Below are 22,372 nucleotides of genomic sequence, written 5' to 3'. Positions count from 1 at the left end.
AGACCGTCTTCCGGAGCCGGTTCCCATGAGGCAATGAAAAGGGGATCCTGATGCAACTCGTCAGCGTTGATGTCGGTGGCACTTTCACCGATATCGTTTCGGTCGAGGATGGCGTGATTCACACCACCAAAGTGCCGACCGATCTCGTCGACTCCGCCCGCGGCGTTTTGAAAGGTGCCGATGAAGTAGGCGTGAGAGACGCATTAGTGTTCAACCACGCGAGCACCGCGGGTTTGAATGCGCTCCTCACTCGCAACCTGCCGAAGGTCGGACTCATCACGACCATCGGCCAGCGCGACATCCTGGACATCGGCAGCAACATCCGGCCTCACGAGGCCATCGCCGATCCGCGATGGCGCCGTTCGTTCGGCGACGCCAACCGACCGTTGGTGCCGCGCTACCTGCGCAGGACCGTTCCCGAGCGGATGAAGGCGGACGGTTCCGTGTTCCTTCCCCTCGATGAGGATGCCGCGCGCAGGGAGATCCGCGTCCTCGGTCGCTGCAACGTCGAAGGTGTCGCGATCGGGCTCCTGAACGCGTGGACCAATGGGGTGCATGAACAGCGGCTGGCGGAACTCGTCCGGGAAGAGCTAGGCGACATCCCCGTCGTCATGTCGCACGCGGTGTCTCCTGTCGCACCGGAGTATCCGCGCATCTCTACGACGGTCATCGACGCGATGATGAAGGTCATTTATGGTGACTACTCCGGAAGGCTGCAGAATGGGTTGAGTGAGCGAGGTTTCACCGGCTCCCTGAATTTCGGTGACTGCGCCGCCATGCTCGCGCCGGTAGAAACGGCGATGGACCGCCCGTCGCGCGTGGTCTTCTCAGGGCCCGCCGCTGGTACAACAGCGTCGGCTCATTTCGGCCGCCTGATCGGCCGCGGGAATCTGATCTGCGTCGACGTCGGGGGAACCTCGACGGATGTGAGTATCGTGCTCGACGGACAGCCGATCATCAACACGTCTCTCGAGCTCGAGCCCGATATGGTCGTGACGACTCTGTCCAACGAGATCGCGAGCGTCGGCGCGGGTGGGGGGTCGCTCATCACGGTCGGTCCCGGTGGCGAGATCCAAGTGGGTCCGGGAAGCGCCGGCGCTGATCCTGGACCCGCCTGCTACGGACGTGGAGGCGTGCAGCCTACGATGACGGATGCTGCGGTCCTGATGGGTATCCTGAGCCCCGAGAATTTCCTCGGCGGAAAGGCGACGCTCGACTACGCGGCGGCGGTGCGCGCATTCGAATCACTGGATACGCCGCTGTCCTTCGAGCAGCGTGTCCAAGATGCATTCCGCATCGGCCTCCACAACATTGCGGAGGGAATCGTGGACATCGTGATTCGCAATGGCGTGGATCCGCGAGAGTTCTCACTCGTTATCTTCGGCGCGGGAGGGCCGATGCTGATCCCGTCGCTTCTCGACATGGTCAAGGTGCGCGAGGCGGTCATCCCACCTCACCCGGGTCTATTCTCAGCCATTGGCCTGCTGAGTTCCGACATGGTGTTCATGGAAAGTCAGTCGCTCATGATACCGCTCGACGAAAGCGCGGTATATGCGATCGACGCTGTGTTCGAGAAGCTCGAGCAGAAGGTGCGCGACGAGATCGGATCGAATAGTTCAGTGGCGAAGTTCGTCCGAACGTTCGACGCGAGGATGGCAGGACAGGCGTTCGAGACCGCCTTCATCGATGCTCCGGACGGCGACATCGGGACCCGCCAGATCGAGGAGATGGTCGCCAAATTCCATGCTGTTTACGAGCAGCGAGCAGGTAACAAGTTCGAGTCGATGCCGGTTGAGGCGGTGACATTCCGAGTGCAGGCGGTCGTTGAGATGCCGAAAGCAGAGTTCGGAGCAGTCCCCCGTCGCACCGAGGGTACCCCGCAACCGATTGGCGACCTCGAGCTGAAGTACCTTCGCGACGGCGAGAAGAGGACCGGGAACCGGTTTGAGCGCGACGATCTCCTTGACGGTGACGTCATCCACGGCCCGGCTGTGGTCCACGAACGCCTGTCGACAACGTTCGTTCCTGCCGGCTTCGTGCTTCAGGTCGGCTCGCTCGGAGAATTCGTTATTGAGTTGGAGGCAAAGAAATGATCATTGATGAATCGACTGATCGTATTCGCAATCTGACGGAAAGAGAGTTCGAGGCCGAGTACGGTGCGAGCCGCTACACGTGCAACGTCCTCGCCAACCGGAGTCGTTTCGTCGCCGGGCACATGTCGACCAACATCGTGACCCGCGCCTTCTCGCCGATCATTTCGCTCAACATGGACTATGTCTGTGCAGTTGTCGGACCCCCTGAGCTCGACTATCCGCTCGTCGGCATGAACCAGGGAAACTTCATCTTCCTTGGCTCCCTCGCAACTGGCGTCCGCAAGACGGTGGAAGAATTCGGTGTCGACCGGCTGGCCCCCGGGGATCTTCTCGTCAGCAATGATCCCTATCGAGTCGGCAACCATGTGAATGATGCCTGCTTCATCAGGCCGGTTTTCCACGGGGGAAGGATCGTATCCTTTACCGTGATCCGCGCTCACATGCTCGACATCGGCGGCATCATTCCCGGCGGGTTCTCTCTTTTCAAGAAGAATGTTTACGAGAACGGACTTGTGGTTCCGCCGATGCGCATCTTCGAGAAGGGCGAACCGGTCAAGGAAGTGCTTCGTCTATTCCTAGACAATGGCCGCTTCGCCGCGACGCTGCTCCCGGACTTCTTCACCATCAATTCGAGTTGCGCTCTGGGCGACGAGCAGATTCAGGAGAGCGTCGAACGGTATGGGCTGGACGCGTGGCTTGGTGCGATGCGATACAGCCTGGACAGCTCAGCTGAGGCGATGCGTCGTGCCCTTCAGACTCTGCCGGACGGTGAGTACGAGGGTGAGGATGTTCTGGACACCGACGGTGCGGACAGTGAGGAGATCTACAGGTTCCACGTCACTGTGATCAAGAAGGGCAAACGAGTCGAAGTCGACCTTAGCGGCTCATCCCGCCAGGCCCGCACGTCTTTGAATGCGACTCCGCTCGATGCGCAAACGAGTGCGGCCCTGGGTCTCAAAGTCCTCCTCGATCCCCAGACACCGTTCACCTCGGGAACCTACCGCAACATCGATCTGGTGATTCCCCCCGGGACTATCTCAAGCGCCATGCCCGACGCCTCGACCCACTTCTACTGGGAGGTCCAGGCGGCTCTGGTGAACGCGCTCATCAATGCGCTGGCCGAGCCCCTCGGCTCTCGCGCGATCGGGGGGCTCTATGGTTCGACGAACCTTCACACGGGAAGCGGAATGACACCTGATGGTCGTCCTTGGTTCTCTGCTGCCGAGCTGGAAGCGCAGTTCGGCGGTTGGGGGGCGACCGATGCTGGAGACGCAGACGGGCACACAGGGACGTTCACTCTGAACCAACGTTTGACTCCGACCGAGGAGATCGAACGTCGAGTCCCGGTGCTGCTAACCGCACGTGAATATATCCCCGATACCGGAGGGCCGGGAAAATACCGGGGAGGCTCCGGCTTTCGCAAAGACTCGCTCTTCCTTGCGGACGGCGATCACTGGCTCATGCCCCTGCACTTTCGGTTCCCGTCGGGGTTCGGCGTGAACGGCGGAAAGGCCGGACGAGTGGGCGGCTCATGGTTTTTCGAGAATCAAGACCCCGACAAGCCTGAGTGCGAGTATCGTCTCGTTGGCGCCACCGACACAGACGGCGTGGTCGTCTCTGGAGTTGTAGACGAGAACGGCGCCCTCGACGAGAACGGGGAGTTCGCGTTCTTCGCCCGAGTCCCGTACTGGACCGAGAACAAGGGCTCCACGCTCCGATGGATCACCAATGGAGGCGGTGGATGGGGTGATCCCTTCGAACGCGAGATCGAGGCCGTGATTCGCGACGTACGCGATGGCTACGTGACGATCCTTGGTGCGCTCCGAGACTACGGCGTGGTCGTCGTCGGCGACCCCGACGAGGACCCCGAAGGCCTGACCATCGACGAGGCGGCCACGGCCGCGGCTCGCGCATAAGGAACGTGCGGAACGTAGAGGAGAAAGAACATGGCTTACGACCGTCCTACAGAGTTGCTGGTCAACCAAGAACGCGTGCCCGCCAAGGGAAAGTGCCCAGAGTGCTCTGAGGAGCAGTTGTTCTCCTACCCTGTGCTGTCCGAGGGCGGCTGGTTCAAGGTGGTGAAGTGCCGCCATTGTCTGGCTTCCCTCAAGCGCGAATCGGATCCTGTCGGTCAAATCACCATCTTCTCCGCCACGATCTGATCGAAAACACAACCTAAAACCTCAAAAACAGGAGAACTCGTGCAGATTCAAAGGGGAATCGCTCGGAGAGGTGCCCAGATCCTCGCCATTGCCGGTGTTCTTCTCATGGCCAGTACGGCCGTGGGATGCTCGTCGGTCAGTGACGGAGCCAATGCTGGGCAGGGGAAGACTGATCAAGCAGTCATCGACGCTGCTGCCCAAGCGCTGAAGGCAGCGAGCACGAACGCTACGACGCTACCGCAGACGAAGCCATTGTCCGGATCCGTCGCGGGGAAGAAAATCGTCTACCTCGAGGCCGGATTCCAAACTGCCAACCTGATCGGCGATCGGCTCGTCCAAGCTGCGGGATTGCTCGGTATGCATGTCCAGCGCATCAACATCGGCCTCACGCCGGACACCGTCGCGCAGGGGGCCAGTGAAGCTGTTCGTCTCAAACCGGACGCTGTCATGATCGTTGGTTTCGGGCCGGAGTTCTATCAGGAACAGGCAAAGGCGCTCACGGCTGCGGGCATCCCCATCGTCGGACTCGGCTACTACGGGTGCGACACGGTCCGTATCAAGTGCACCGGAAACCAGGTCCCCGTTCTGGCAAACACGTTCGGCCCCCCCGAGGGCGATGCCGCTGGGAAGCTGATGGCCAGCAAGGTGATCGTGGATTCCAAGGGCGCCGCGACGGTTGCCTACTTCGGTGCCCCCGACCTCACGATGGACCAAGCTGTTCGAGGAGGCTTCAAGAGCACGATCGGAAAGTGCGCGGGCTGCACGGTGGACTACGTCGACATCCAGGCGCAGAGCATCGGAACGGATCTGCCCTCTCAGATTGTCAGCTATCTGCAATCGCACCCTAAGACGAAGTGGATCGCAGCTCAGTACGGCGATCTTCTGATTGGTGTGCCGGAAGCGCTGAAGGCCGCGGGTATTAGTGGTGTTCGCATCGTGTCGCAGTCGGACAGCGCTGCTCAATTCGAAGATATGGAGGCAGGCGGTCCGATTGTCATGGACGTGCCCGCGGCCTACGGCTACCTCGCCTACGAGAGCGCCGACATCATCGCCCGTGCGCTGCTGAAACAGCCGATCGACCCCAAGACGATCCCGCAGCCCGAGCGAGTGCTGACGAAGGGCGACGTCGACCTGAGCGACGCCGGGTACTACCCCGGGGTTGTTGGTTACCAGGACCTGTTCAAGAAGCTCTGGACCCAGTAGATCCGGCGGCGGCCCGAGGGGTTTGGCCAGTCATCGACATGGCTCGGCCGAACTTCTCTGCCTAAAGCATGAGAGTGCGTCGAGAAACTAGAACACGTGAAGGAGCCATGGCAAATTCGCTTCAGCTGAGGAACGCCAGCAAGACCTTCGGCGCGGTCACTGTTCTGAGCGGCGTGGATCTGACGATCCCGGCAGGACAGATACACGCGCTGCTAGGCCAGAACGGGTGTGGCAAGTCAACACTGATCAAGGTCCTTTCCGGGTTCCATCAGGCCGATCCCGGCACCGAGATCATCCTCGCAGGCACCAATATCGACGACGATCCTCGGATCCGCGCAAAGCGAATTCGTTGCGTTCATCAGGATCTGGCACTTGTAGACACCCTGTCCGCGGTCGAGAACCTCGCACTGCAGGACGGATTCGAGCAAAATGCGTTGGGAGCGATCCGCCGCAAGGAAGAGCGCCGACGGGCGAGCAGTCTCATCGGGCGCCTCGGTGTCACGATCGATGTTGACTTACCGGTGGTCAAGCTGACGCCGGCCGAGCGAACAATGGTCGCAATAGCTCGTGCCCTGCGGGACTGGGATGTCGATAACTTCGGGGTCCTCGTTCTCGATGAGCCGACGACGAGCCTGAACAAGACCGAGGCGGATCGGCTGTATTCGGCGGTTCGGAAGATCGCGGACGATGGAGCTGCTGTGCTTCTCGTCACGCACAACCTCCAGGAGGTCATGGAGGCGGCAGATCAGGTAACTGTCATGCGCGACGGAAAGGTCGCGGGCGGCGGACCGGTGTCCGAGTTTACCGAAGATCGTCTGGTTGAACTGATCATCGGCAGGTCGCCGAAGCGTTTCTACACTGCCGGAGAACACCCGGACATTCACACAGCAGAATCGAGGGAAGAGGTCCTCACCGTCTCCAACCTCTCTGGTGACAGTCTCGTGGAAGCGAGCTTCACCTTGGCCGCAGGTGAAGTCGTCGGCATCGCGGGCTCGGTGGGTTCAGGTCGAGAGGTGATAGCGGAACTGATCATGGGAGCGCAGGTTCGCGAGGGAGGAGATGTACGAATTCGAGGAGAATCCGTCCGGGCAGGCGACATCAAGACGAACATTAAGAACGGAATGGCTTTCGTCCCGTCCGATCGGCCTCGCAAGGGGATGATCAGAGAGATGAGTGTCACGGAGAACATGACACTCTCGCGCTTGTCGGATATTCGGAGCGGGTGGCTGAGGCTCTGGCATCTGCCGCGCTCAAAGGAGCGGGCCGAAGTCGATAAATGGATCGAGAAGCTCGACATCCGGCCTCAACGCCCGGACCAGGCGATTCGAACGCTGAGCGGGGGAAATGCGCAGAAGGTCGTTCTTGCGCGTGCGCTGCGTATCGCACCCAAGGTACTCATCCTCGACGAGCCCACCCAGGGCGTTGACGTGGGAGCCCGTGCTCGGATCTACGATCTCATCGCGAGCGCCGCCCGCGATGGTGCTGGCGTGCTCCTGTGTTCGAGTGATGCTGCCGAACTCGCCGGAGAGTGCGATCGAGTGCTAGTGCTGCGAAACGGTCGAATCCAGGTGGAACTCAGTGGAGGGAAACTCACTGAGGACGTCATCTTCGCAGAGACTCTTTCCCGCCAAGACGCTATCTCAGCCTGACGAAAGAAAGCTCCAGGGACAATCATGGCAAATCCAACGTTCAGCGGAATGGCGAAGAAGCTCGGTCCGCGGAATATCAGTTCAATCTATCTTTTCGCGATAATCCTTGTCTGGGCCGCGATCGTAGTTCCGGATCTCTTCTTCACCGACTCAACTCTCACGGCGATCCTTAACAACACGACCGTTGTCGGGTTGGTGGCCATCGGGCTGACACTGCCCTTGGCCTCCGGTGTCTATGATCTGTCGATCGGAAATCTCGTGGCGTTCTCCGGCGTTGTGGCGGGATTGCTTAACACGAAGCTTGGCCTCCCGCTTCCTATCGTCATCCTTCTGACTTTGGCAGTCGGCGCCCTCGTGGGTCTCTTCAACGCACTCTGGATAGTCAAGCTCAAGATCTTCTCTCTCATCGCGACGCTCGGCTCGGGGACGATTCTTGCCGGTGTGACGATCGGTCTCTCGGACAACAAACAGATCGTCGGCATCAGCCCGGACTTCCTGGCTTTCACCTCAACCCAGCTCTTCGGGAAGTCGTTGGCGGTCTACTATCTGTTCGCCGCGGCACTGCTCCTGTTCTTCTTCCTTGAGGCGACGCCGGCAGGCCGCTACATCTACGCAACCGGCGGAAACGCGGAAGCAGCACGCTTGGCCGGAGTGAAGACTAACTCGTACATGACACTTTCGCTGGTCGTCGGCAGCATCATCGCGGCGTTCGCCGGCATCCTTCAGGTCTCCATCGTGGGCGTCGCCTCAAAGGATGTCGGCCCAGGCTATCTGCTTCCGGCGTTCGCAGCCGTCTTCCTGGGAGCGACTCAGTTCAGAGGTGGGCGGTTCAATGTGTGGGGCACTCTAGTCGTCATCGTCACCCTCGCCGCCGGGGTGAAAGTGCTGGAGCTATGGACGCAGATGTTCTGGCTTGACCAGGTGTTCTACGGCTCGGTGCTTCTGATCGCGGTTGCACTTGCGACCGCGGAGGGTCGGATTGCATTCGGCAAGCGGCGACGTCCTCCCGAGACGCCAGAGCCGGAGAGCGCCGCCGCAGTGACAACCGCTGAGGCCCAACGCGACGAGCTCCGCGAAAGAAGACCGATCGCGCCGCGCGAGTACGCCTGATCGCGCTCTTTCATCAGTCGAACAGCAACACGGGACTTCACAACAACACCGAGGCCGAAGGAGGGCTCATGAGCACGCAAGATGTCCTCGACATCCAAGACGTACTCTTCGCTTACGCAACTCATCTCGACAAGCGGACACCCGAAGCGATGGCCGACGAAGTATTCACCACGGACGTCGTCATCGACCTGGGGTATGGCGCGTGGGAAGGGATCGGGAAGGCGACAGCAGAGTATCGCCGAGAGGTCGATCTGTTCCATGGAACAGCACACGTGTTGACCAATCCGCGCATCTCTGTCGATGGTGACACGGCAAAGTCGAGCGTGTACGTGACGGCATGGCACTGGACGAGGGGCGTCGCCGAGGGCAAGGAGCCTAACTCCGACTTCGTGACCGTCGGCGTATACCTCGACCGACTCGTTCGTACTGACGGCGGATGGCGCATTTCACATCGTCGATTCCGCCGCCTTGGACCGAGTGCGATCGGGATCGGCACGCTTCCGAGCTTCATCCAGCCTGAGGCGTAAGAAAGAGGGAAATTTGTCTTCGTCAATCAGTCACATCGGCGTCGTGGTCCGTGACCTTGAGCGCGCGACCCGCGAGTGGTGTGATCGCTACGGCATGAACGTCGTGAACACCGTCGATTCGGAGTCTGAAGGCGTGAGGAGCAACTTCATCTCATTTGCAGATGCTCGCGCTGAAGCCACTTGCATCGAGTTGATCGAACCGCTCGACAAGGAAGATCTTGCCAACCCGATTGCGCGGCGCCTCGCGAAGCGCGGCGAGGGATTCTTACAGATCGCCTTCAGCGTCGACGATGTGAAGGCAGCGGGAGAAAGGCTCAGGGACGACGGCATCGGGGCCGTCGATGCCCAGCCGTTCATCGAGGGAGCCGGTCCCCGGGTAATCGTGCTTCCCGATGACGCGAACGGCACGGTGCTCGAACTGTTGGAGTGGGGAAATGTCTGAACGCAAGATCGCCCTGGTCGCAGGTGGGAGCGGCGGTGTCGGCGGCGAGATCTGCCGCTCGCTTTCGCGCGATGGCTTCGCCGTCGCCGTCGGTTACCGCAGCAGTCCTGCGAAGGCAGAGGAACTGGTTGCAGAGTTGAACAAGGACGGCGGCGAGTCGATCGCGTTAGCGCTCGACCTCAGCAACGTCGCCAACGTCGAGAACGCTGTCCGTGAGGTCGTCGACCGGTACGGTCGAGTGGACGTGGGTGTCTATGCAGCGGGCCCCTATATACCGCAACGGTGGATCGGCGAGATTACGCATGCCGAAAACGCCTCCATGTTCATGCAGGATGCCGGGAGCTGTTTCAACCTCGTGGCAGCTGTCCTGCCCGCGCTCCGCCAAGCCCGCGGGAGCTTCCTCGCGCTCACAACGCCAGCGGTCAAGCGGCACATTCCGAAAGACTCGCTCTCCTCGATCCCGAAGGCGGCAGTCGAGGCGATCGTCCGGAGCATCGCGGTGGAGGAGGCGCGCCACGGGGTGCGGGCCAACGCAGTCGGCGTTGGCTTCATTGAAGCAGGCATGTTCTTTGAAATGCGGGAACGCGGCGACTTCAGCGATTCGTATGTGGAGATGGCCAAGAAGAACATCCCCCTGCGCTATCAGGGCCGTGCGAGCGACATTGCGGACGCGGTCGCCTTCTTCGCGAGCGATCGGGCGCGCTACATCACCGGGCAGGTCCTTCAGGTCGACGGGGGGTTGAGCCTGTGAAGCGATTCGAGGCGTTTTCGGCTGATGCGAGGAGTGTGCTCCAATGGGCGTGAGCGTATCGTGGATCACCGATTCTGTGGCCGATCCGTCGAAGGCGGCCGACTCCGAGGCGCTGGCGTTGGCCTGTGGATCGGAACCGGCAATCACGTACGGGGAGTTACGCGCGCGCGAAATGAGTTTCGCCAATGCTCTTCGCCGGGCTGGGGTCGGCATGGGCGATCGAGTAGCGCTGTTGCTGTTCAACTCCACCGATTTCGTGGCCTACTACCTCGCGATCGCTCGGCTTGGAGCCATTTCTGTGAGATTGAACTGGAGGCTTACGGCGGCCGAACTCTCATTCCAGCTTGATGACTCAGAGGCAAGCCTGCTTGTCTTCGACTCCGACTTCGAGTCTGCGATCGGGGAGATCCGGGGGGCGCTCAGGCTTGACCGACTGGTAGAGCGGGGCGAGACAGCCGCCGAGTGGGCGATGCCTGAGGCACAGTTCTTGGAGGGGGGGACCGAAGAGATCGCCGCATGTGGCTCGTTGGACGACCCCGTCTCACTGATGTACACCTCCGGCACTACGGGACTGCCGAAAGGTGCCCTTTGGACACACGGGAACACTCTCTGGTTCGCGGCGATGCAGGCGATGAAGTGGACGATGGGGCCAGATACGGTGACGATGAGTCCGGGGCCGATGTTCCACGCGGGCGGTCTCGAAGTCTTGACCATGGCCGCTCTGTTCGCACACGGCACGGCCGTTGCTTTCCCGTCCAGAGGGGTCAGAGTCCCCGCGATTGTGGATGCAATTCGCGTCCATCAAGTGAACCAGGCCATGTTCTACTCGTTCATGGCGGAGGAGCTGTCGAACCTGCCGGATCTGCGAAAGCTGCTGCCTGCTGGCATGAAGTACATCAACGCAGGCGGTGACATATACGGCGACTCGATGCTTAGAAAGCTCAAGGGTTTGCTTCCCGAGGTGAAGTTCGTACAGCAGTACGGGCTTACCGAGGGTGGTGCGATCGTCACGGTGCTCGACCACGAGTTCACGTCCGACTATCCGCAATCGGTCGGTCGGCCTATGCCCCTTGCGGAGGTGAAGGTGACCGATGTGGAGGGCGTGGTCGTCGCGGCCGATGTGCTCGGCGAGGTGTGGGTGCGCAGCCCAGCCGTCAGTGTCGGCTACTGGCGCAGGCCGGAAGCGAATGCGGAAGTATTCGTCGACGGCTGGTGTCGAACCGGAGACTTGGGTTCTCTGAATGCGGCTGGCTTCCTCACTTTAAAAGGTCGCGCTAAGGATATGATCCGGAGCGGGGGCGAGAACATTTACCCGGCAGAGATCGAGAAGCATATTCTTGATTTCCCGGGAGTCGTGGAAACCGCCATCATCGGGGTACCCGATGAGAAGTATGGTGAAGTCGGGTGTTGTTATCTAGAAGTTGACCGGGCCGTCGATCTCGAGGAGCTCAAGAATTCATGCATCGCGCGATTCGCCAAGTACAAGGTTCCCAAGTACTTCCTCGTCGTCGACGAACTCCCGCGCACGTCCACTGGCAAGGTGCGGAAAGCCGTGCTGAAGGAGTATCACTATTCGGACATTCGGACGTGATTTCCGCTATGACGACACTCGGCCCAGGGACTTGGCGAGTGAAATGAGCGTGACGGGCGCAACGAGAGCCTACTTTCGTTCGGCCGGACGAGGGAGGAGGGAGCTGTTCGAGCCTCGGACCGAAGCGATGGCGGGCTGGGGCAACGACCAGTTACAAGGGCCGGCCGTCGCCGGGTTGCTTGGGCGCGGCGCGGAGGCCCGCGCTCGGCTCGAGAGGCCGGAACTAGTACCGGCGAGAGCCGCATTCGAGATGGTTCGGGCCGCAAGGAAGGCGGTCACGGGGGTACGAACCGAGGTCGTACGCAACGGACCTCGACTTCTGGTGGTAGACGCCTTCCTCGAACAGGGTGGAGAGATGATCGCCCGTGCACATACCTTCTTCGTGCGAGGGGGCATCAGTCCTGAAGACCATGTGTGGACTCCCGATGTCTCGATTCCGGTCCCCGGCCAAGGCGTCCCCTTTGATGAATTTGGCAGATGCTACCGGAGTGAATCCACTGAATGGAGTCCAATACCAGGGCGAGTGACTTCGCCCAGCCGCAAGTACGTCTGGCAGGGTGACATCGGAACGGTTGAAGGAGAGAAACCGACAGGATTCGAACGAGTCTGCGCGGCAAGCGATCTCGGGAGCGCGAGCGTCAACTGGAGCGAACGTGGTGCACAGTACATCAACGCGGACGCGACAGTCTCGATCAGCCGACTCCCGTCAGGAAGCGGCATCGGAATTGCTGCTCTCGACTGGTCGGCGAATGGGGGAGTCTCTGCGGGTGCGGCCAGGCTCTTCGACGAGATGGGCCCTTTCGGCGTCGTGTCCGTCTCGGCCATCGCGCAGACGCGTGTGCGAGTCGACTTTACGCCCGATGGGTTCGCACTACGTGAGCTCCTGTAGGGACGACGGCGTCGCTCGGATTGTTTCGACGGATGCCGTGACGGGCGATGCTCAGAATGGTATCCATCACCTGGTCGGCGTTGTATCGGCCGGACGGGTGATACCACCGGTGGAGCCATTGCACCATTCCCAAAAGGGAGGCTGTGGCCATCTTCGGGTCGAGATCCTCGAACAGCCCGGCTTCAACTCCGTCGCGATAGATCGTCTCGATGGTGAGCTGGTAATGCCGGGCCATCTGGCGGTAGGCAGCGCGCTGCTTCTCAGGCAACTCAGCCTCGTTCCCCAAATACACGGCGAGCTCGGCAGTCTTCTCGGTGTACATCTTGACCTGGCTCGCCAGGATCAACGTGAGCTTCTCGTCGGCATCTACGTCGAGGGCGGCGACGCGGTCCAGTTCCTCGGTCAAACTCGTGATGATCGGATCGTGGATGGCTATTAGTATGTCCACTTTGCGAGGGAACCAGTAATAGAGGGCGGGGCGTTGGACACCAAAGCGGTCTGCAACGTCCTGCAGGGAGGTAGCCCGGTAGCCTTGCCTGCTGAAGAGGTCTGCGGCGACCGCGAGGATGCTCTCCCGACTCATGCCCTGATGCCGCCGAGGTGTTCCGTCCGCCTTCGCACCCACAGTGTCCGATGCGACGGTTGATGCTTCAGGCATTACCCCTCCTCAACGATCTGCACCTCGACCCATGCCGGTTCACTGTGATCGTTCCGTAGTCGATTCTTCCGGCCCGAAGCCAAGTTTACTCGCGCGTAGGCAGCCGCCCCATTGATGACGAGCGTCGAGGGGCGATCGATCTTTGTTGACATATGAGGCCAGCCTACAGCGCTTACTTACTGGTCTGTCAAATGTCGGTGCAGATCGAGGGGTGACTTCTCATGACGGCAGAGGGAGGCCGCATGTCCGAGCGGCGAATGCACCCCACCTGTTTGCTCGAGGGCACACGAGGAAAGCGCAGGGGGTCGATGCGGAGCGGGCTGAGGTGCGCCCCCAACGCCCCCTCGCCCCTCACCTCACTCACGCGCCACGATACGTTCCCCCGAGGCCGCCCCAGTCCGTCCACCGGCCCAGGCCCGATGCACCACCACAAGGAGGTCGCTGAGCGGTTCCCCCCTCCGCGGGGCGCGTCGTACTCTGGTCGAACACCGCAAGCGAACAGGGAGGCCTCCATGGGCACGACCAAGTCCGATGCCAAATCAACCGCATCTGCGGCCGAAGCAGCCATCCGCCACTCCATCGCCCGGATCGAATCAAGCCTGAACCGGGTAACGCCCCAGGTCAGGGGAGGGCTCGACGAAGCCTTGGACGGGCTCCGCCACCGCCTCGAAAGCCTCGCCCCAGTGGGCGAAACCGTGGGCAAGACAGCCACCAAGGGCACCCAGAAGGCCGAAGCCGCGACAAGGGCCGCGACCAGCCGTCTGGCCGAAGCCGCCGAGCACCTCGCCGACGCGGTCTCCGAAGCCCCGCTGCCTGCGAGCAGGAAGGCTGTCAGGGCCGGGCAGAAGGCCATCGCCGACACCGCCCGGACGGCCTCGAGGGAGCTCCGCAGCGCCTCGGGTGGGACCGGGCCGGCAACTGGCGTCATTGCGGGAGGAGCCTTCCTCGCTGCCGCGGCGGTCGCGGTCTGGCTGGTCCGGCGCGCCTCTAGGACGTAGCGCGACGGGGCGGCCCCCGCCGCCCTCGTCGCGGCTCAAACCGACGTGTATCCCCCGTCGATCAGGACGTTTTCGCCGGTGATCATGGCCGCGGCGTCGCTCGCGAGGAACCCGATGAGGGCGGCGACTTCCTCGGGCTGGGCGAAGCGGCCCACAGGGATGTCCGCCTTGGCCTTCTCGCCCTTCTCCCCGGCCCAGGCCGCCTTGCCCAGCGGCGTCTCGACGACGGTCGGAGAGACAGCGTTCACGGTGACTCCCCGCCGCGCCCACTCGAGCGAGAGGACCCTCGTGAGGCCCACTATGGCCGCCTTGCTCGCACAGTAGGCAGCGTGCTGGTCAAGCCCGACGACGGCGGCTTGCGAGGCGAGGTTGATGATCCGTCCGTATCGGGCCTCAAGCATGATGCGCCCCGCTGCTTGTGCCATGTAGAAGCTTGCACTGAGATTGACGTCCAGAGTGGCCTTCCACCGCTCCGGCGAAACATCCGTCGCGGGATCAAGCAAAGCGACGCCCGCCGAGTTGACGAGGATGTGCGGCGTCCCAGCCACTCTCTGCACCTCTTCGAACACCTGCGTTGCCGCCGTCGGCTCCGTCAGATCCTTCACGACTCCATGGTGCGCCGCTCCCCCGAGATCCCCCATGAGTTCGACGACCCGTTCGGCAAGGTCCACTCCAACCACCCGCGCTCCCCGCTCCGCGAAGTGGCGCGCGACGGTGTACCCGATTCCGCTTGCAGCCCCCGTGACGACCGCGACCTTCCCTGCGAACGACTGTTCCACTCTTCTCACTCCTCGTCCCGAATTGCTTGACACGCTCCCACGCTGCTCCATAGCCTAAAAGCCCTGCGAAAATAGTCGCAATACTTACGAAACGTTTCGCGATGCGAGTTGACGAAACAGTGAGGTTGGAGAATGGAGCGCCCCCCAAAGTTTGTCCGCACCGACGGCTCCCGGTTCATCGACGGGTGGGGCAAGCCCATCCGCTTCACCGGCGTCTGCGTCGGCGGATGGCTCAACATGGAGAATTTCATCACCGGCTACGCCGCCAATGAGACGCTCATGCGCGAGAAGGTCGCCGGCGTCATCGGCCCTGACCGCGCACAGCGCTTCTTCGAGCGCCTCCTGAACGCGTTCTACGGCGAGGCCGATGCCGCCTTCCTCGGCTCGCTCGGCATGACGATCATCCGAATCCCGGTCAACTACCATCACTTCGAGTCGGACGAGGACCCCTTCGCCATCCTCCCGACTGCCTTCGACCATCTCGACCGCGCCGTCGAGGCCTCCGGGCGGCACGGCATCTACTCCATCATCGATCTGCACGCGCTCCCGGGCAGCCAGAACCACCACTGGCACTCCGACAACTCGACCCACGAGCCGCACCTCTGGCGGCACCCGCACTTCCAGGACCGGGTGGAGAACATCTGGAAGGCAATCGCCGAGCACTACAAGGACAACACGTGGGTCGCCGGCTACAACCTCATGAACGAGCCCGCGGACGAGACCCGTGCCGTGGTCGGGCCGCTCTACCGCCGGCTGTTCGAGGCCGTGCGCGCGATCGACCCGCATCACACCATCTTCCTTGACGGCAACACCTACTCAACCGAGTTCGACATGTTCGACGCCGAGCCGTGGCCGAACACCGTCTACAGCCTCCACGACTACGTCGCCTCTGGGCTAGGCCGCGGGGGCGACTACCCCGGCTACACCGACGGCACGTACATCGACAAGGAGTACGCGCGGAAGAAGTTCCTGCAGCGCTCCGAGTACGCCCGGCAGACGGGCACGCCGATCATGGTGGGCGAGTTCGCCCCGATCTACACCGGCGACGAGCGCGTCGACGCGATGCGCCGGCAGATTCTCGCCGACCAGCTCGAGCTGTACGGCGAGTTCGACGTCAGCTGGACGAGCTGGATGTACAAGGACCTCGGCCGGCAGGGCCTCGTGAACGTCTCGGAGCAGTCCCCCTACCGGCAGCGCTTCGATGAGTTCGTCACGAAGAAGAACCGTCTCGCCGCCGATCAATGGGGCAGTGATCGGCTCGGCGGCGAAGGCGTGCGCGAGGTCAGCCAGGCCGTCCAGGACCTGATGGAGCGCGAGTTCCCCAACTGGACCCCGTACCCGTGGGGCCGTTTCGACACGGTCGCGACCGTGCTGAACAACCTCCTCTTCGCCCAGCCGCTCGCCGACGACTACGCAGAGCTGTTCCGTGGGCTCTCCGACAACGAGCTCGATGCCCTAGCCGATTCCTTCTCCTTTGAGCAGTGCGAGGTGCGCGAGAGCCTCCGGGACCAGCTCGTGTCCGGCCAGGACGCCCAGTCCGTCACCGAGCCCGCCGAGCGGGCTTAGGCCATGCGCGCCGTCGTGCTTCGCTCCCCCGGTGAGCCGCCCCAGCTCGAGGACGTCGAGCTCTCGGCGCCGCGCACGGGCGAGCTGCTCGTGCGCATCGAAGCCGCGGGCGTCTGCCACAGCGACTACCACTACATGACCGGTGACCTCACCGCGCCGCTGCCCCTCGTCCTCGGGCACGAGGGTGCGGGCATCGTGGAGGAGGTGGGGCCGGGCGCCTCCGGCTGCATCCGCGTAGGCGACCGGGTAGCCCTCCTGTGGCGGCCGCGCTGCGGCCGTTGCGACGCGTGCATCTCCGGCAACCCCGTGCTGTGCGAACTGGGCGCGGTGCAGGCGGCGGCGGGCGGCCTTCCGGACGGCACATCGCGGCTTTCAATGGCCGACGGCGGTGAGCTGCACCATTTGATGGGGGTCTCCTGCTTCGCGGAGCGAGTGGTGGTCAACGAGAACGCTGCCGTGCCCGTGCCCGACGGCGTCCCGCCCGAGATCGCGGCCATCTCGGCGTGCGCCGTCATCACCGGGGTGGGGGCCGTGTTCCACGAGGTGCGGGAGGCGGCCGGGCGGCCCCTCCTGGTCCTCGGTGCTGGTGGAGTCGGCCTCTCGAGCGTGATGGGCGCGGCCCTCGTCGGGGCGCATCCGCTCATCGTCGTCGACGTCGACGAGGCCAAACTCGACCTCGCGCGGGAGCTCGGCGCAACCCACACGATCAACGCACGGGACGACGACGTCGTCGAACGCGTCCTTGCGATCACCGGCGGCGCGGGAGTGCCGTGGGCCATCGAGGCGATCGGACGGTCCCAGACCCTCCAGCAGGCGCTCGCGTGCGTGGCGCCGGGCGGAACCCTCGTCGCGGTCGGCCTCGGGGCAACCGGTGCCGAATTCCCCGTTCCCTTGAATCAGCTTGTTCAGCGGCAGAAGCGCGTTGTCGGTTCGCTCTACGGATCGAGCAACCCACCGCTCGACCTCCCGCGCATCTTCGGGCTGTATCTCGCCGGAAAGCTGCCCCTCGACAAGCTCGTGGGCGACCGGTTGCCCCTTACCGAATTCGGGGAAGCCTACGAGCGGCTAACGGCGGGAGCCGTCGGGCGCGGAATCCTCGTGCCGTAGCGCAAATCTCAACGCAAGAAAGAGATGAAACAGATGGTCCGCTCACAGGGCTGGTACGGCGGCGAGGGCCGCGACCCCTTCATCCATCGCGCTTGGATGCGGCGAGGAGTGCCCGACCATGCGTTCGACGGACGGCCGCAGATCGCCATCGCGAACACCGCGAGCGATCTGACTCCGTGCAATATGCACTTCAACGAGGTCGCCGACTACGTCAAGCAGGGCGTGTGGGAGGCGGGCGGGGTGCCGGTCAACCTGCCGGTGGTCTCGCTGGGCGAGACCGTCGTCAAGCCGACGGCGATGCTGTGGCGCAACATGGCCGCGATGGCTATTGAGGAGATGCTGCGCGCCAACCCGATCGACGCCGTTGTGCTGCTCGGCGGGTGCGACAAGACGATCCCTGCGCTACTGATGGGGGCAGCGTCCGTCGACCTGCCCGCCGTCGTCCTTCCCGGGGGGCCCATGCTGAACGGCTACTTCCGGGGCGAGCGAATGGGCTGCGGCACCGGGGTATGGCAGCTGTCGGAGGAGGTCAGGGCGGGCACGCTGCCAGCGGCGGAATTCGAGGCCAGCGACAAGAAGATGATCCGCAGCAAGGGCCACTGCAACACGATGGGCACCGCATCGACGATGGGCCTCCTGGCAGAGGCGCTCGGAATGACCATTCCCGGCGTCGCAGGGACGCCGGCGGCGGACAGCCGCCTGCTCGAGGCGGCACACGCCTCGGGACGGCTCGCAGTGGAGCTCGCTACCGAGGACCGTCGCATCTCCCAGGTGATCACGAAGGAGTCGTTCCACAACGCCATCGTCGCGCTCGCTGCCATCGGCGGCTCGACGAACGCCGTGGTGCACCTCCTCGCTATCGCGGGCCGGCTCGGGATCGACCTCACGCTCGAGGACTTCGACCGCATCGGCGGGAAGGTCCCCCTTCTCGTCAACCTGCAGCCCGCCGGCCGCTACCTCATGGAGGACCTCTTCCGGGCCGGCGGCTTCCTCGCCGTCCTCGATCAGCTCGTGGACCTGCTCGATCCGCTCGCCCGGACCGTCACCGGCAAGCCCCTCACGGAGTACCTCGGCGGCCACGGCGTGTGGGACCGGGATGTCATCTCACCGCGTTCCGAACCCCTACAGGACGACGCCGGAATTGCAGTTCTCCGGGGAAACCTCGCCCCGCGCGGGGCGATCATCAAGCCAGCTGCCGCGACCCCTGAACTGCTCGTGCACACGGGCCGCGCGGTCGTCTTCGACTCGATCGAGGACGCCCACGCGCGTCTCGACGACCCCGAGCTCGACATCGACGCCGATTCGGTGCTGATTCTCCGCGGGTGTGGCCCGAAGGGCTACCCGGGCATGCCCGAGGTCGCGAACATGCCGCTGCCGCAGAAGCTGCTCAAGCAGGGGGTCCGCGACGTGGTCCGCATCTGCGACGGCCGCATGTCCGGAACCGCGTACGGCACGGTCGTGCTCCACGTGGCCCCGGAGGCGGCCGCAGGCGGCCCGCTCGCCCTGGTCGAGGACGGCGACCTCATCTTGCTCGACGTGCCGAACCGACGCCTCGAACTGCTCGTCGACGAGGCCGAACTCGCCAACCGGCGAACTGCCCAGCGCGCCCTCGACGGTTTCGCTCAGGCCGACCGCGGATGGCAGAAGCTCTATATCGACCACGTGCAGGGCGCCGACACTGGGGCGGACCTCGACTTCCTCGTCGGTTCGAGCGGATCTGAGGTGACGCGGGAGTCGCACTGACTATCTGTACCCGAGACGTATCTGTACCCGAGACGTATCTGTACCCGAAACGGAAGAAGGACCACCCCTACCGTTTCGGGTACGCCAACTCACCCTCCAGCACGTTTCGGGTACGCCAACTCACCCTCCAGCGCGTCTCGGGTACGCCAACTCACCCCCCTAGCTGACCCCTGCGGCGCGCCGGATCCATCAGCCGGCGAAGGCGTTGAGGGCCGCGCCGCGGACTCCCGGCTGCACGGCGAAGACGGCGCCCGCCTGCGGCTCGGCGCCGTCGGGGAGATGCTGGCGAGACGAGGTGATGTAGAGCGTGTCGAGGTCAGCACCCCCGAACGCCGCGGCGCTCGTGTGGCTCACTCCCGGCACGTCCACCACTTCCGTGAGCTTTCCCTCGGCGTCGTAACGCCGGACGGCGCCTCCGCCCCACAGCGCGACCCAGAGTCCGCCTTCGGCGTCGATGGTCATGCCGTCGGGTGCGCCCGCGACGTCGTCGCCCAACTCGACCAAAGGCCGCCTGTTGTGGAACGAACCATCAGAGCCGTCGAAGTCGAAGACGTCGACACGTCTGGTCGGTGTGTCGATGTAGTAGGCGAGCGCGCCATCGTGGCTCCACTGAAGGCCGTTGGAGATGGTCACTCCTTCCAACGCGGTGGACACGGACCCGTCTGGCTCGAGTCGGTAGACCGAACCCGCGCCAGGAGTCTCGTCGTAGGCCATGGATCCGCAATAGAAGCGGCCACGGGGGTCGCATCCCCCCTCGTTGAGCCGAATTCCGCCGTCGTCCACCACCTCGGGGAGGCGACGCTCAAGAGCGAAGTCCTCGTCGAAGAGCGCGAAAGCGTGCTCGGTCGCGACTACGAAACCTCCGCGGGCGCGCGGGCGCACGACGGCGGCCACCGGGCTCCCGATGTCATGGCGCCGCGGGCTTTCGAGCGAGGAGAGGTCGACGACGGCGCCCGCCATCATGTCGACGACGAGCATCCGGCGCCCCGCGGGGTCCCAGCAGGGACCCTCGCCGTGCCACGTAATCGGCGCCGTGATCTGTTCGGCCCTCATTGCCAGCCTCCGTCCACGACCCACGTCTGCCCTGTCGCCAGCCTCGAATCATCCGCAGCAAGCCACAGCACGATGCGGGCCACGTCGGCGGGGTACAGGAGCTCGGGCACACACTGCGCGGCGAGAATCTTCTCGCGCTCCGCATCTCCAACCCAACTCTCGAGCTGGCGCGGGGTCATGATCCAACCGGGAATCACGCAGTTCACGCGGATGCCGTCCGGCCCCAACTCACGGGCCAGGGTCCGCGTGAGCCCCTCGATGCCAGCCTTGGCCGTGATGTAGACAGGCAAGTCGACCAAGTCGATGTGGGCACTGATCGAGCCTAGGTTGATGATTGAGCCTCCGCCTGCAGCCTTCATCATCGGCCACACCGTCTTGGCGGCGAAGAAGTGATGCCGGACGTTCACGGCTATCCCGTCGTCCCACAGAGCAGGGTCGATCTCGGCAACCTTGCGCCTCGTGTCATTGGCCGCGTTGTTGACCAGTACTGTGACGGGCCCAAAGGCCTCCGAGGCTTGCATGATGGCCTGCTCCAGGGCCTTCACTTCTCGGACATCCACCCTCTGAAAGAAGGGCTCGGGGTCCCCCCGCTCGGTGATGCTGGCCCTGAGCTCGGTTCCGGCATCTTCGTCCAAGTCGACGAACGCGACTCTGGCCCCCTGCGCGGCGAGCTGCGAAACGAACTCGGCGCCGAGCCCTGTCGCACCCCCGCTGACGAATGCGACGCGCCCCTCGAGCGAGGGATAGCGCGCAAAGGCAGGCTGCGATTTGAGACTGCGCTCTCCGTCGGTCGTCGTCATTGATACCCTCTCAGTACAACGTTTCGAGATACGCAGGAAAACTATCTGAAAAGTCAGGCTATGAGCTCTCCAGCACGCCGTCAATCGATCACACCTTCAGGACAACCGCGGTCGCCGCGCGCCGATACCATGAACCGCATGGTGAACGAGGCGACCGGCAACTTGCCGGCCACGCGAGCAACGCTCTCAGAGGTCGCAGCGCTTGCGAACGTGTCCGTGGCAACCGTCTCGAAGGTTCTGAACGGCCGCAGCGGCGTTTCGGACGAGACCCGCAGCCGCATCGAATCGCTGCTCGAGGAACGCAACTACAACCGTCGGCTGAGCGCCCAGAGCACCGCCCCGCTGATCGAGGTGCTGTGCTTCGAGATCGACAGTCCATTCGCCGGCGCCGCCATTTCGGGGATCGAGCGTGCGGCGCGCGAACAGGGCATCGGCGTCGTCGTCGCGAGCGCCGAGGACTCGCATCTGCCCGGCCCGGGGTGGGTTGACGGGGTGCTCCGACGCCAGCCCCTCGGCATCATCCTGGTCGCCGCACTGCTGCCCGAGAAGGACCTCGCGCGGCTGCGGAGCCGAGCCATCCCGATCGTGATGATGGACCCGTACGGCGCCCCGGCGACGGACGCCCCCTCGATCGGCTCCGCTGACTGGAACGGCGGCTTTCTGGCTACACAGCATCTGATCCAGCTGGGGCACAAGCGCATCGCCATCATCACTGGCCCCGAGAGCATGATGGCCTCAACTGCCCGCCTCTCGGGCTATCGCGCCGCGCTCGAGGCCGCCGGCATCGGGGTACGCCGCGACTACATCCGGCCCGGGACGTTCCATCGCGACGATGGCGTGATCGAGGGACGCGAGCTGCTCTCAGCACCCGAGCCGCCGAGTGCCATCTTCGCTTCGAGCGACCTCCAGGCCCTCGGTGTGTACGAGGCGGCCCGCTCGCTCGGACTTCGGATTCCCGATGACCTCTCGGTCGTCGGCTATGACGACCTGGCAATCGCACAGTGGGTTGGGCCGCCCCTCACGACCGTAAGGGTCCCGCTCGCCGAAATGGCCGAGCAGGCGATGCACCTCGTCCTTCGGCTCCGCGACGAGCCGGAGCTCGCCTTCAGCCGCGTCGACATGGCTACCTCACTCGTAGTGCGCGAAAGCAGCACGGCGCCCCGCGCCTGAGCGCACACCCGTTTCTCGTCGAAGGACTAGGGGATCCCCCGCGCTCCTCGAACGAAAAGTTTCGAGTTTTCAGGTAAACCT

General features: G+C 63.5%; 20 protein-coding genes. 16 read left to right on the top strand and 4 right to left on the bottom strand.

Going from position 1 to position 22,372, the window contains the following annotated elements; translation table 11 throughout:
- Positions 1–50 precede the first annotated feature (50 nt).
- The 11 genes from LK10_RS12780 to LK10_RS22935 all read left to right on the top strand — a co-directional run bounded on the left by LK10_RS12780 (position 51) and on the right by LK10_RS22935 (position 12,417).
- On the top strand, positions 51–2,093 hold the full coding sequence (locus LK10_RS12780) for a hydantoinase/oxoprolinase family protein (protein WP_043124236.1): 2,043 nt from the start codon (positions 51–53) through the stop codon (positions 2,091–2,093).
- A complete protein-coding gene (locus tag LK10_RS12775; RefSeq protein WP_043124234.1) occupies positions 2,090–4,009 on the top strand; it encodes a hydantoinase B/oxoprolinase family protein in 1,920 nt (639 codons plus the stop codon). Before LK10_RS12780 ends, LK10_RS12775 begins: the two co-directional genes overlap by 4 nt.
- Before the next feature lie 30 nt (positions 4,010–4,039).
- The gene (locus LK10_RS12770) at positions 4,040–4,255 is read left to right on the top strand and encodes a hypothetical protein (RefSeq protein ID WP_043124232.1); all 216 of its coding nucleotides are present in this window, start codon (positions 4,040–4,042) and stop codon (positions 4,253–4,255) included.
- A gap of 39 nt (positions 4,256–4,294) precedes the next feature.
- Positions 4,295–5,458 (top strand): substrate-binding domain-containing protein, encoded by a 1,164-nt coding sequence (locus LK10_RS12765; protein ID WP_043124229.1) that lies wholly within the window; start codon positions 4,295–4,297, stop codon positions 5,456–5,458.
- A 107-nt stretch (positions 5,459–5,565) separates the two neighbouring features.
- On the top strand, positions 5,566–7,107 hold the full coding sequence (locus tag LK10_RS12760; protein WP_043124227.1) for a sugar ABC transporter ATP-binding protein: 1,542 nt from the start codon (positions 5,566–5,568) through the stop codon (positions 7,105–7,107).
- A 24-nt stretch (positions 7,108–7,131) separates the two neighbouring features.
- A complete protein-coding gene (locus LK10_RS12755) occupies positions 7,132–8,217 on the top strand; it encodes an ABC transporter permease (protein ID WP_052207300.1) in 1,086 nt (361 codons plus the stop codon).
- Positions 8,218–8,285: 68 nt separating this feature from the next.
- Complete coding sequence (locus tag LK10_RS20935) at positions 8,286–8,744, top strand: nuclear transport factor 2 family protein (protein WP_052207299.1); 459 nt, start codon at positions 8,286–8,288, stop codon at positions 8,742–8,744.
- Positions 8,745–8,757: 13 nt separating this feature from the next.
- On the top strand, positions 8,758–9,186 hold the full coding sequence (locus tag LK10_RS12745) for a VOC family protein (protein ID WP_043124225.1): 429 nt from the start codon (positions 8,758–8,760) through the stop codon (positions 9,184–9,186).
- Positions 9,179–9,937, top strand: coding sequence for an SDR family NAD(P)-dependent oxidoreductase (locus LK10_RS12740; protein WP_043124223.1), 759 nt, complete (start codon positions 9,179–9,181; stop codon positions 9,935–9,937). Before LK10_RS12745 ends, LK10_RS12740 begins: the two co-directional genes overlap by 8 nt.
- A 43-nt stretch (positions 9,938–9,980) precedes the next feature.
- Positions 9,981–11,528 carry a class I adenylate-forming enzyme family protein gene (locus LK10_RS12735; protein ID WP_052207298.1) on the top strand — a complete coding sequence of 516 codons (1,548 nt, stop codon included), beginning with the start codon at positions 9,981–9,983 and terminating at the stop codon, positions 11,526–11,528.
- Positions 11,529–12,051: 523 nt separating this feature from the next.
- The gene (locus LK10_RS22935) at positions 12,052–12,417 is read left to right on the top strand and encodes a hypothetical protein (RefSeq protein WP_043124220.1); all 366 of its coding nucleotides are present in this window, start codon (positions 12,052–12,054) and stop codon (positions 12,415–12,417) included.
- On the opposite strand, the gene LK10_RS12725 is transcribed toward LK10_RS22935, so the two are convergent.
- Positions 12,380–13,075, bottom strand: a complete 696-nt coding sequence (locus tag LK10_RS12725) for a TetR/AcrR family transcriptional regulator (RefSeq protein ID WP_081998500.1) — start codon at positions 13,073–13,075, stop codon at positions 12,380–12,382. The genes LK10_RS22935 and LK10_RS12725 overlap by 38 nt on opposite strands.
- A 512-nt stretch (positions 13,076–13,587) precedes the next feature.
- Between LK10_RS12725 and LK10_RS12720 the strand changes: the two genes are divergently transcribed.
- The gene (locus tag LK10_RS12720) at positions 13,588–14,073 is read left to right on the top strand and encodes a hypothetical protein (RefSeq protein ID WP_043124216.1); all 486 of its coding nucleotides are present in this window, start codon (positions 13,588–13,590) and stop codon (positions 14,071–14,073) included.
- 35 nt (positions 14,074–14,108) lie between these two features.
- Here LK10_RS12720 and LK10_RS12715 read toward each other — a convergent pair whose 3' ends face one another.
- Positions 14,109–14,852: a GolD/DthD family dehydrogenase gene (locus tag LK10_RS12715; protein ID WP_231567754.1), complete on the bottom strand. Its 744-nt coding sequence runs from the start codon at positions 14,850–14,852 to the stop codon at positions 14,109–14,111.
- A 132-nt stretch (positions 14,853–14,984) separates the two neighbouring features.
- On the opposite strand from LK10_RS12715, the gene LK10_RS12710 reads away from it, so the two are divergent.
- Genes LK10_RS12710 through LK10_RS12700 form a run of 3 tightly spaced genes read left to right on the top strand, consistent with a single transcriptional unit; the run spans position 14,985 to position 19,268 of the window.
- Entirely contained in the window at positions 14,985–16,418 is a 1,434-nt protein-coding gene (locus tag LK10_RS12710) for a glycoside hydrolase family 5 protein (protein WP_052207296.1), read from the top strand.
- Positions 16,419–16,421: 3 nt separating this feature from the next.
- Positions 16,422–17,525, top strand: a complete 1,104-nt coding sequence (locus LK10_RS12705) for a zinc-binding dehydrogenase (protein ID WP_043124212.1) — start codon at positions 16,422–16,424, stop codon at positions 17,523–17,525.
- Between the two features lie 24 nt (positions 17,526–17,549).
- On the top strand, positions 17,550–19,268 hold the full coding sequence (locus tag LK10_RS12700) for an IlvD/Edd family dehydratase (RefSeq protein ID WP_052207295.1): 1,719 nt from the start codon (positions 17,550–17,552) through the stop codon (positions 19,266–19,268).
- A 189-nt stretch (positions 19,269–19,457) separates the two neighbouring features.
- Here LK10_RS12700 and LK10_RS12695 read toward each other — a convergent pair whose 3' ends face one another.
- Together LK10_RS12695 and LK10_RS12690 are read right to left on the bottom strand one after the other, a co-directional pair.
- A complete protein-coding gene (locus LK10_RS12695; protein WP_043124208.1) occupies positions 19,458–20,321 on the bottom strand; it encodes an SMP-30/gluconolactonase/LRE family protein in 864 nt (287 codons plus the stop codon).
- On the bottom strand, positions 20,318–21,121 hold the full coding sequence (locus LK10_RS12690) for an SDR family NAD(P)-dependent oxidoreductase (RefSeq protein ID WP_052207294.1): 804 nt from the start codon (positions 21,119–21,121) through the stop codon (positions 20,318–20,320). Before LK10_RS12690 ends, LK10_RS12695 begins: the two co-directional genes overlap by 4 nt.
- A gap of 138 nt (positions 21,122–21,259) precedes the next feature.
- Between LK10_RS12690 and LK10_RS12685 the strand changes: the two genes are divergently transcribed.
- Positions 21,260–22,291: a LacI family DNA-binding transcriptional regulator gene (locus LK10_RS12685; RefSeq protein WP_197061929.1), complete on the top strand. Its 1,032-nt coding sequence runs from the start codon at positions 21,260–21,262 to the stop codon at positions 22,289–22,291.
- The last annotated feature ends 81 nt before the right edge of the window (positions 22,292–22,372 follow it).

It is taken from the genome of Sinomonas humi (assembly GCF_000802235.1).
In the GTDB taxonomy this organism is placed as follows: domain Bacteria; phylum Actinomycetota; class Actinomycetes; order Actinomycetales; family Micrococcaceae; genus Sinomonas; species Sinomonas humi.
The sequence above is the reverse complement of the archived record's forward strand: the minus strand, read 5'-3'. Positions and strand labels throughout refer to the sequence as shown.

What these genes read in the sequence shown, in the direction of transcription:
- LK10_RS12780 (WP_043124236.1), top strand. Translation starts at nt 51, where the DNA reads ATGCAACTCGTCAGCGTTGATGTCGGTGGCACTTTCACCGATATCGTT.
- LK10_RS12775 (WP_043124234.1), top strand. Translation starts at nt 2,090, where the DNA reads ATGATCATTGATGAATCGACTGATCGTATTCGCAATCTGACGGAAAGA.
- LK10_RS12770 (WP_043124232.1), top strand. Translation starts at nt 4,040, where the DNA reads ATGGCTTACGACCGTCCTACAGAGTTGCTGGTCAACCAAGAACGCGTG.
- LK10_RS12760 (WP_043124227.1), top strand. Translation starts at nt 5,566, where the DNA reads ATGGCAAATTCGCTTCAGCTGAGGAACGCCAGCAAGACCTTCGGCGCG.
- LK10_RS12755 (WP_052207300.1), top strand. Translation starts at nt 7,132, where the DNA reads ATGGCAAATCCAACGTTCAGCGGAATGGCGAAGAAGCTCGGTCCGCGG.
- LK10_RS20935 (WP_052207299.1), top strand. Translation starts at nt 8,286, where the DNA reads ATGAGCACGCAAGATGTCCTCGACATCCAAGACGTACTCTTCGCTTAC.
- LK10_RS12740 (WP_043124223.1), top strand. Translation starts at nt 9,179, where the DNA reads ATGTCTGAACGCAAGATCGCCCTGGTCGCAGGTGGGAGCGGCGGTGTC.
- LK10_RS12735 (WP_052207298.1), top strand. Translation starts at nt 9,981, where the DNA reads ATGGGCGTGAGCGTATCGTGGATCACCGATTCTGTGGCCGATCCGTCG.
- LK10_RS12725 (WP_081998500.1), bottom strand. Translation starts at nt 13,075, where the DNA reads ATGCCTGAAGCATCAACCGTCGCATCGGACACTGTGGGTGCGAAGGCG.
- LK10_RS12720 (WP_043124216.1), top strand. Translation starts at nt 13,588, where the DNA reads ATGGGCACGACCAAGTCCGATGCCAAATCAACCGCATCTGCGGCCGAA.
- LK10_RS12710 (WP_052207296.1), top strand. Translation starts at nt 14,985, where the DNA reads ATGGAGCGCCCCCCAAAGTTTGTCCGCACCGACGGCTCCCGGTTCATC.
- LK10_RS12705 (WP_043124212.1), top strand. Translation starts at nt 16,422, where the DNA reads ATGCGCGCCGTCGTGCTTCGCTCCCCCGGTGAGCCGCCCCAGCTCGAG.
- LK10_RS12700 (WP_052207295.1), top strand. Translation starts at nt 17,550, where the DNA reads ATGAAACAGATGGTCCGCTCACAGGGCTGGTACGGCGGCGAGGGCCGC.
- LK10_RS12695 (WP_043124208.1), bottom strand. Translation starts at nt 20,321, where the DNA reads ATGAGGGCCGAACAGATCACGGCGCCGATTACGTGGCACGGCGAGGGT.
- LK10_RS12690 (WP_052207294.1), bottom strand. Translation starts at nt 21,121, where the DNA reads ATGACGACGACCGACGGAGAGCGCAGTCTCAAATCGCAGCCTGCCTTT.
- LK10_RS12685 (WP_197061929.1), top strand. Translation starts at nt 21,260, where the DNA reads ATGGTGAACGAGGCGACCGGCAACTTGCCGGCCACGCGAGCAACGCTC.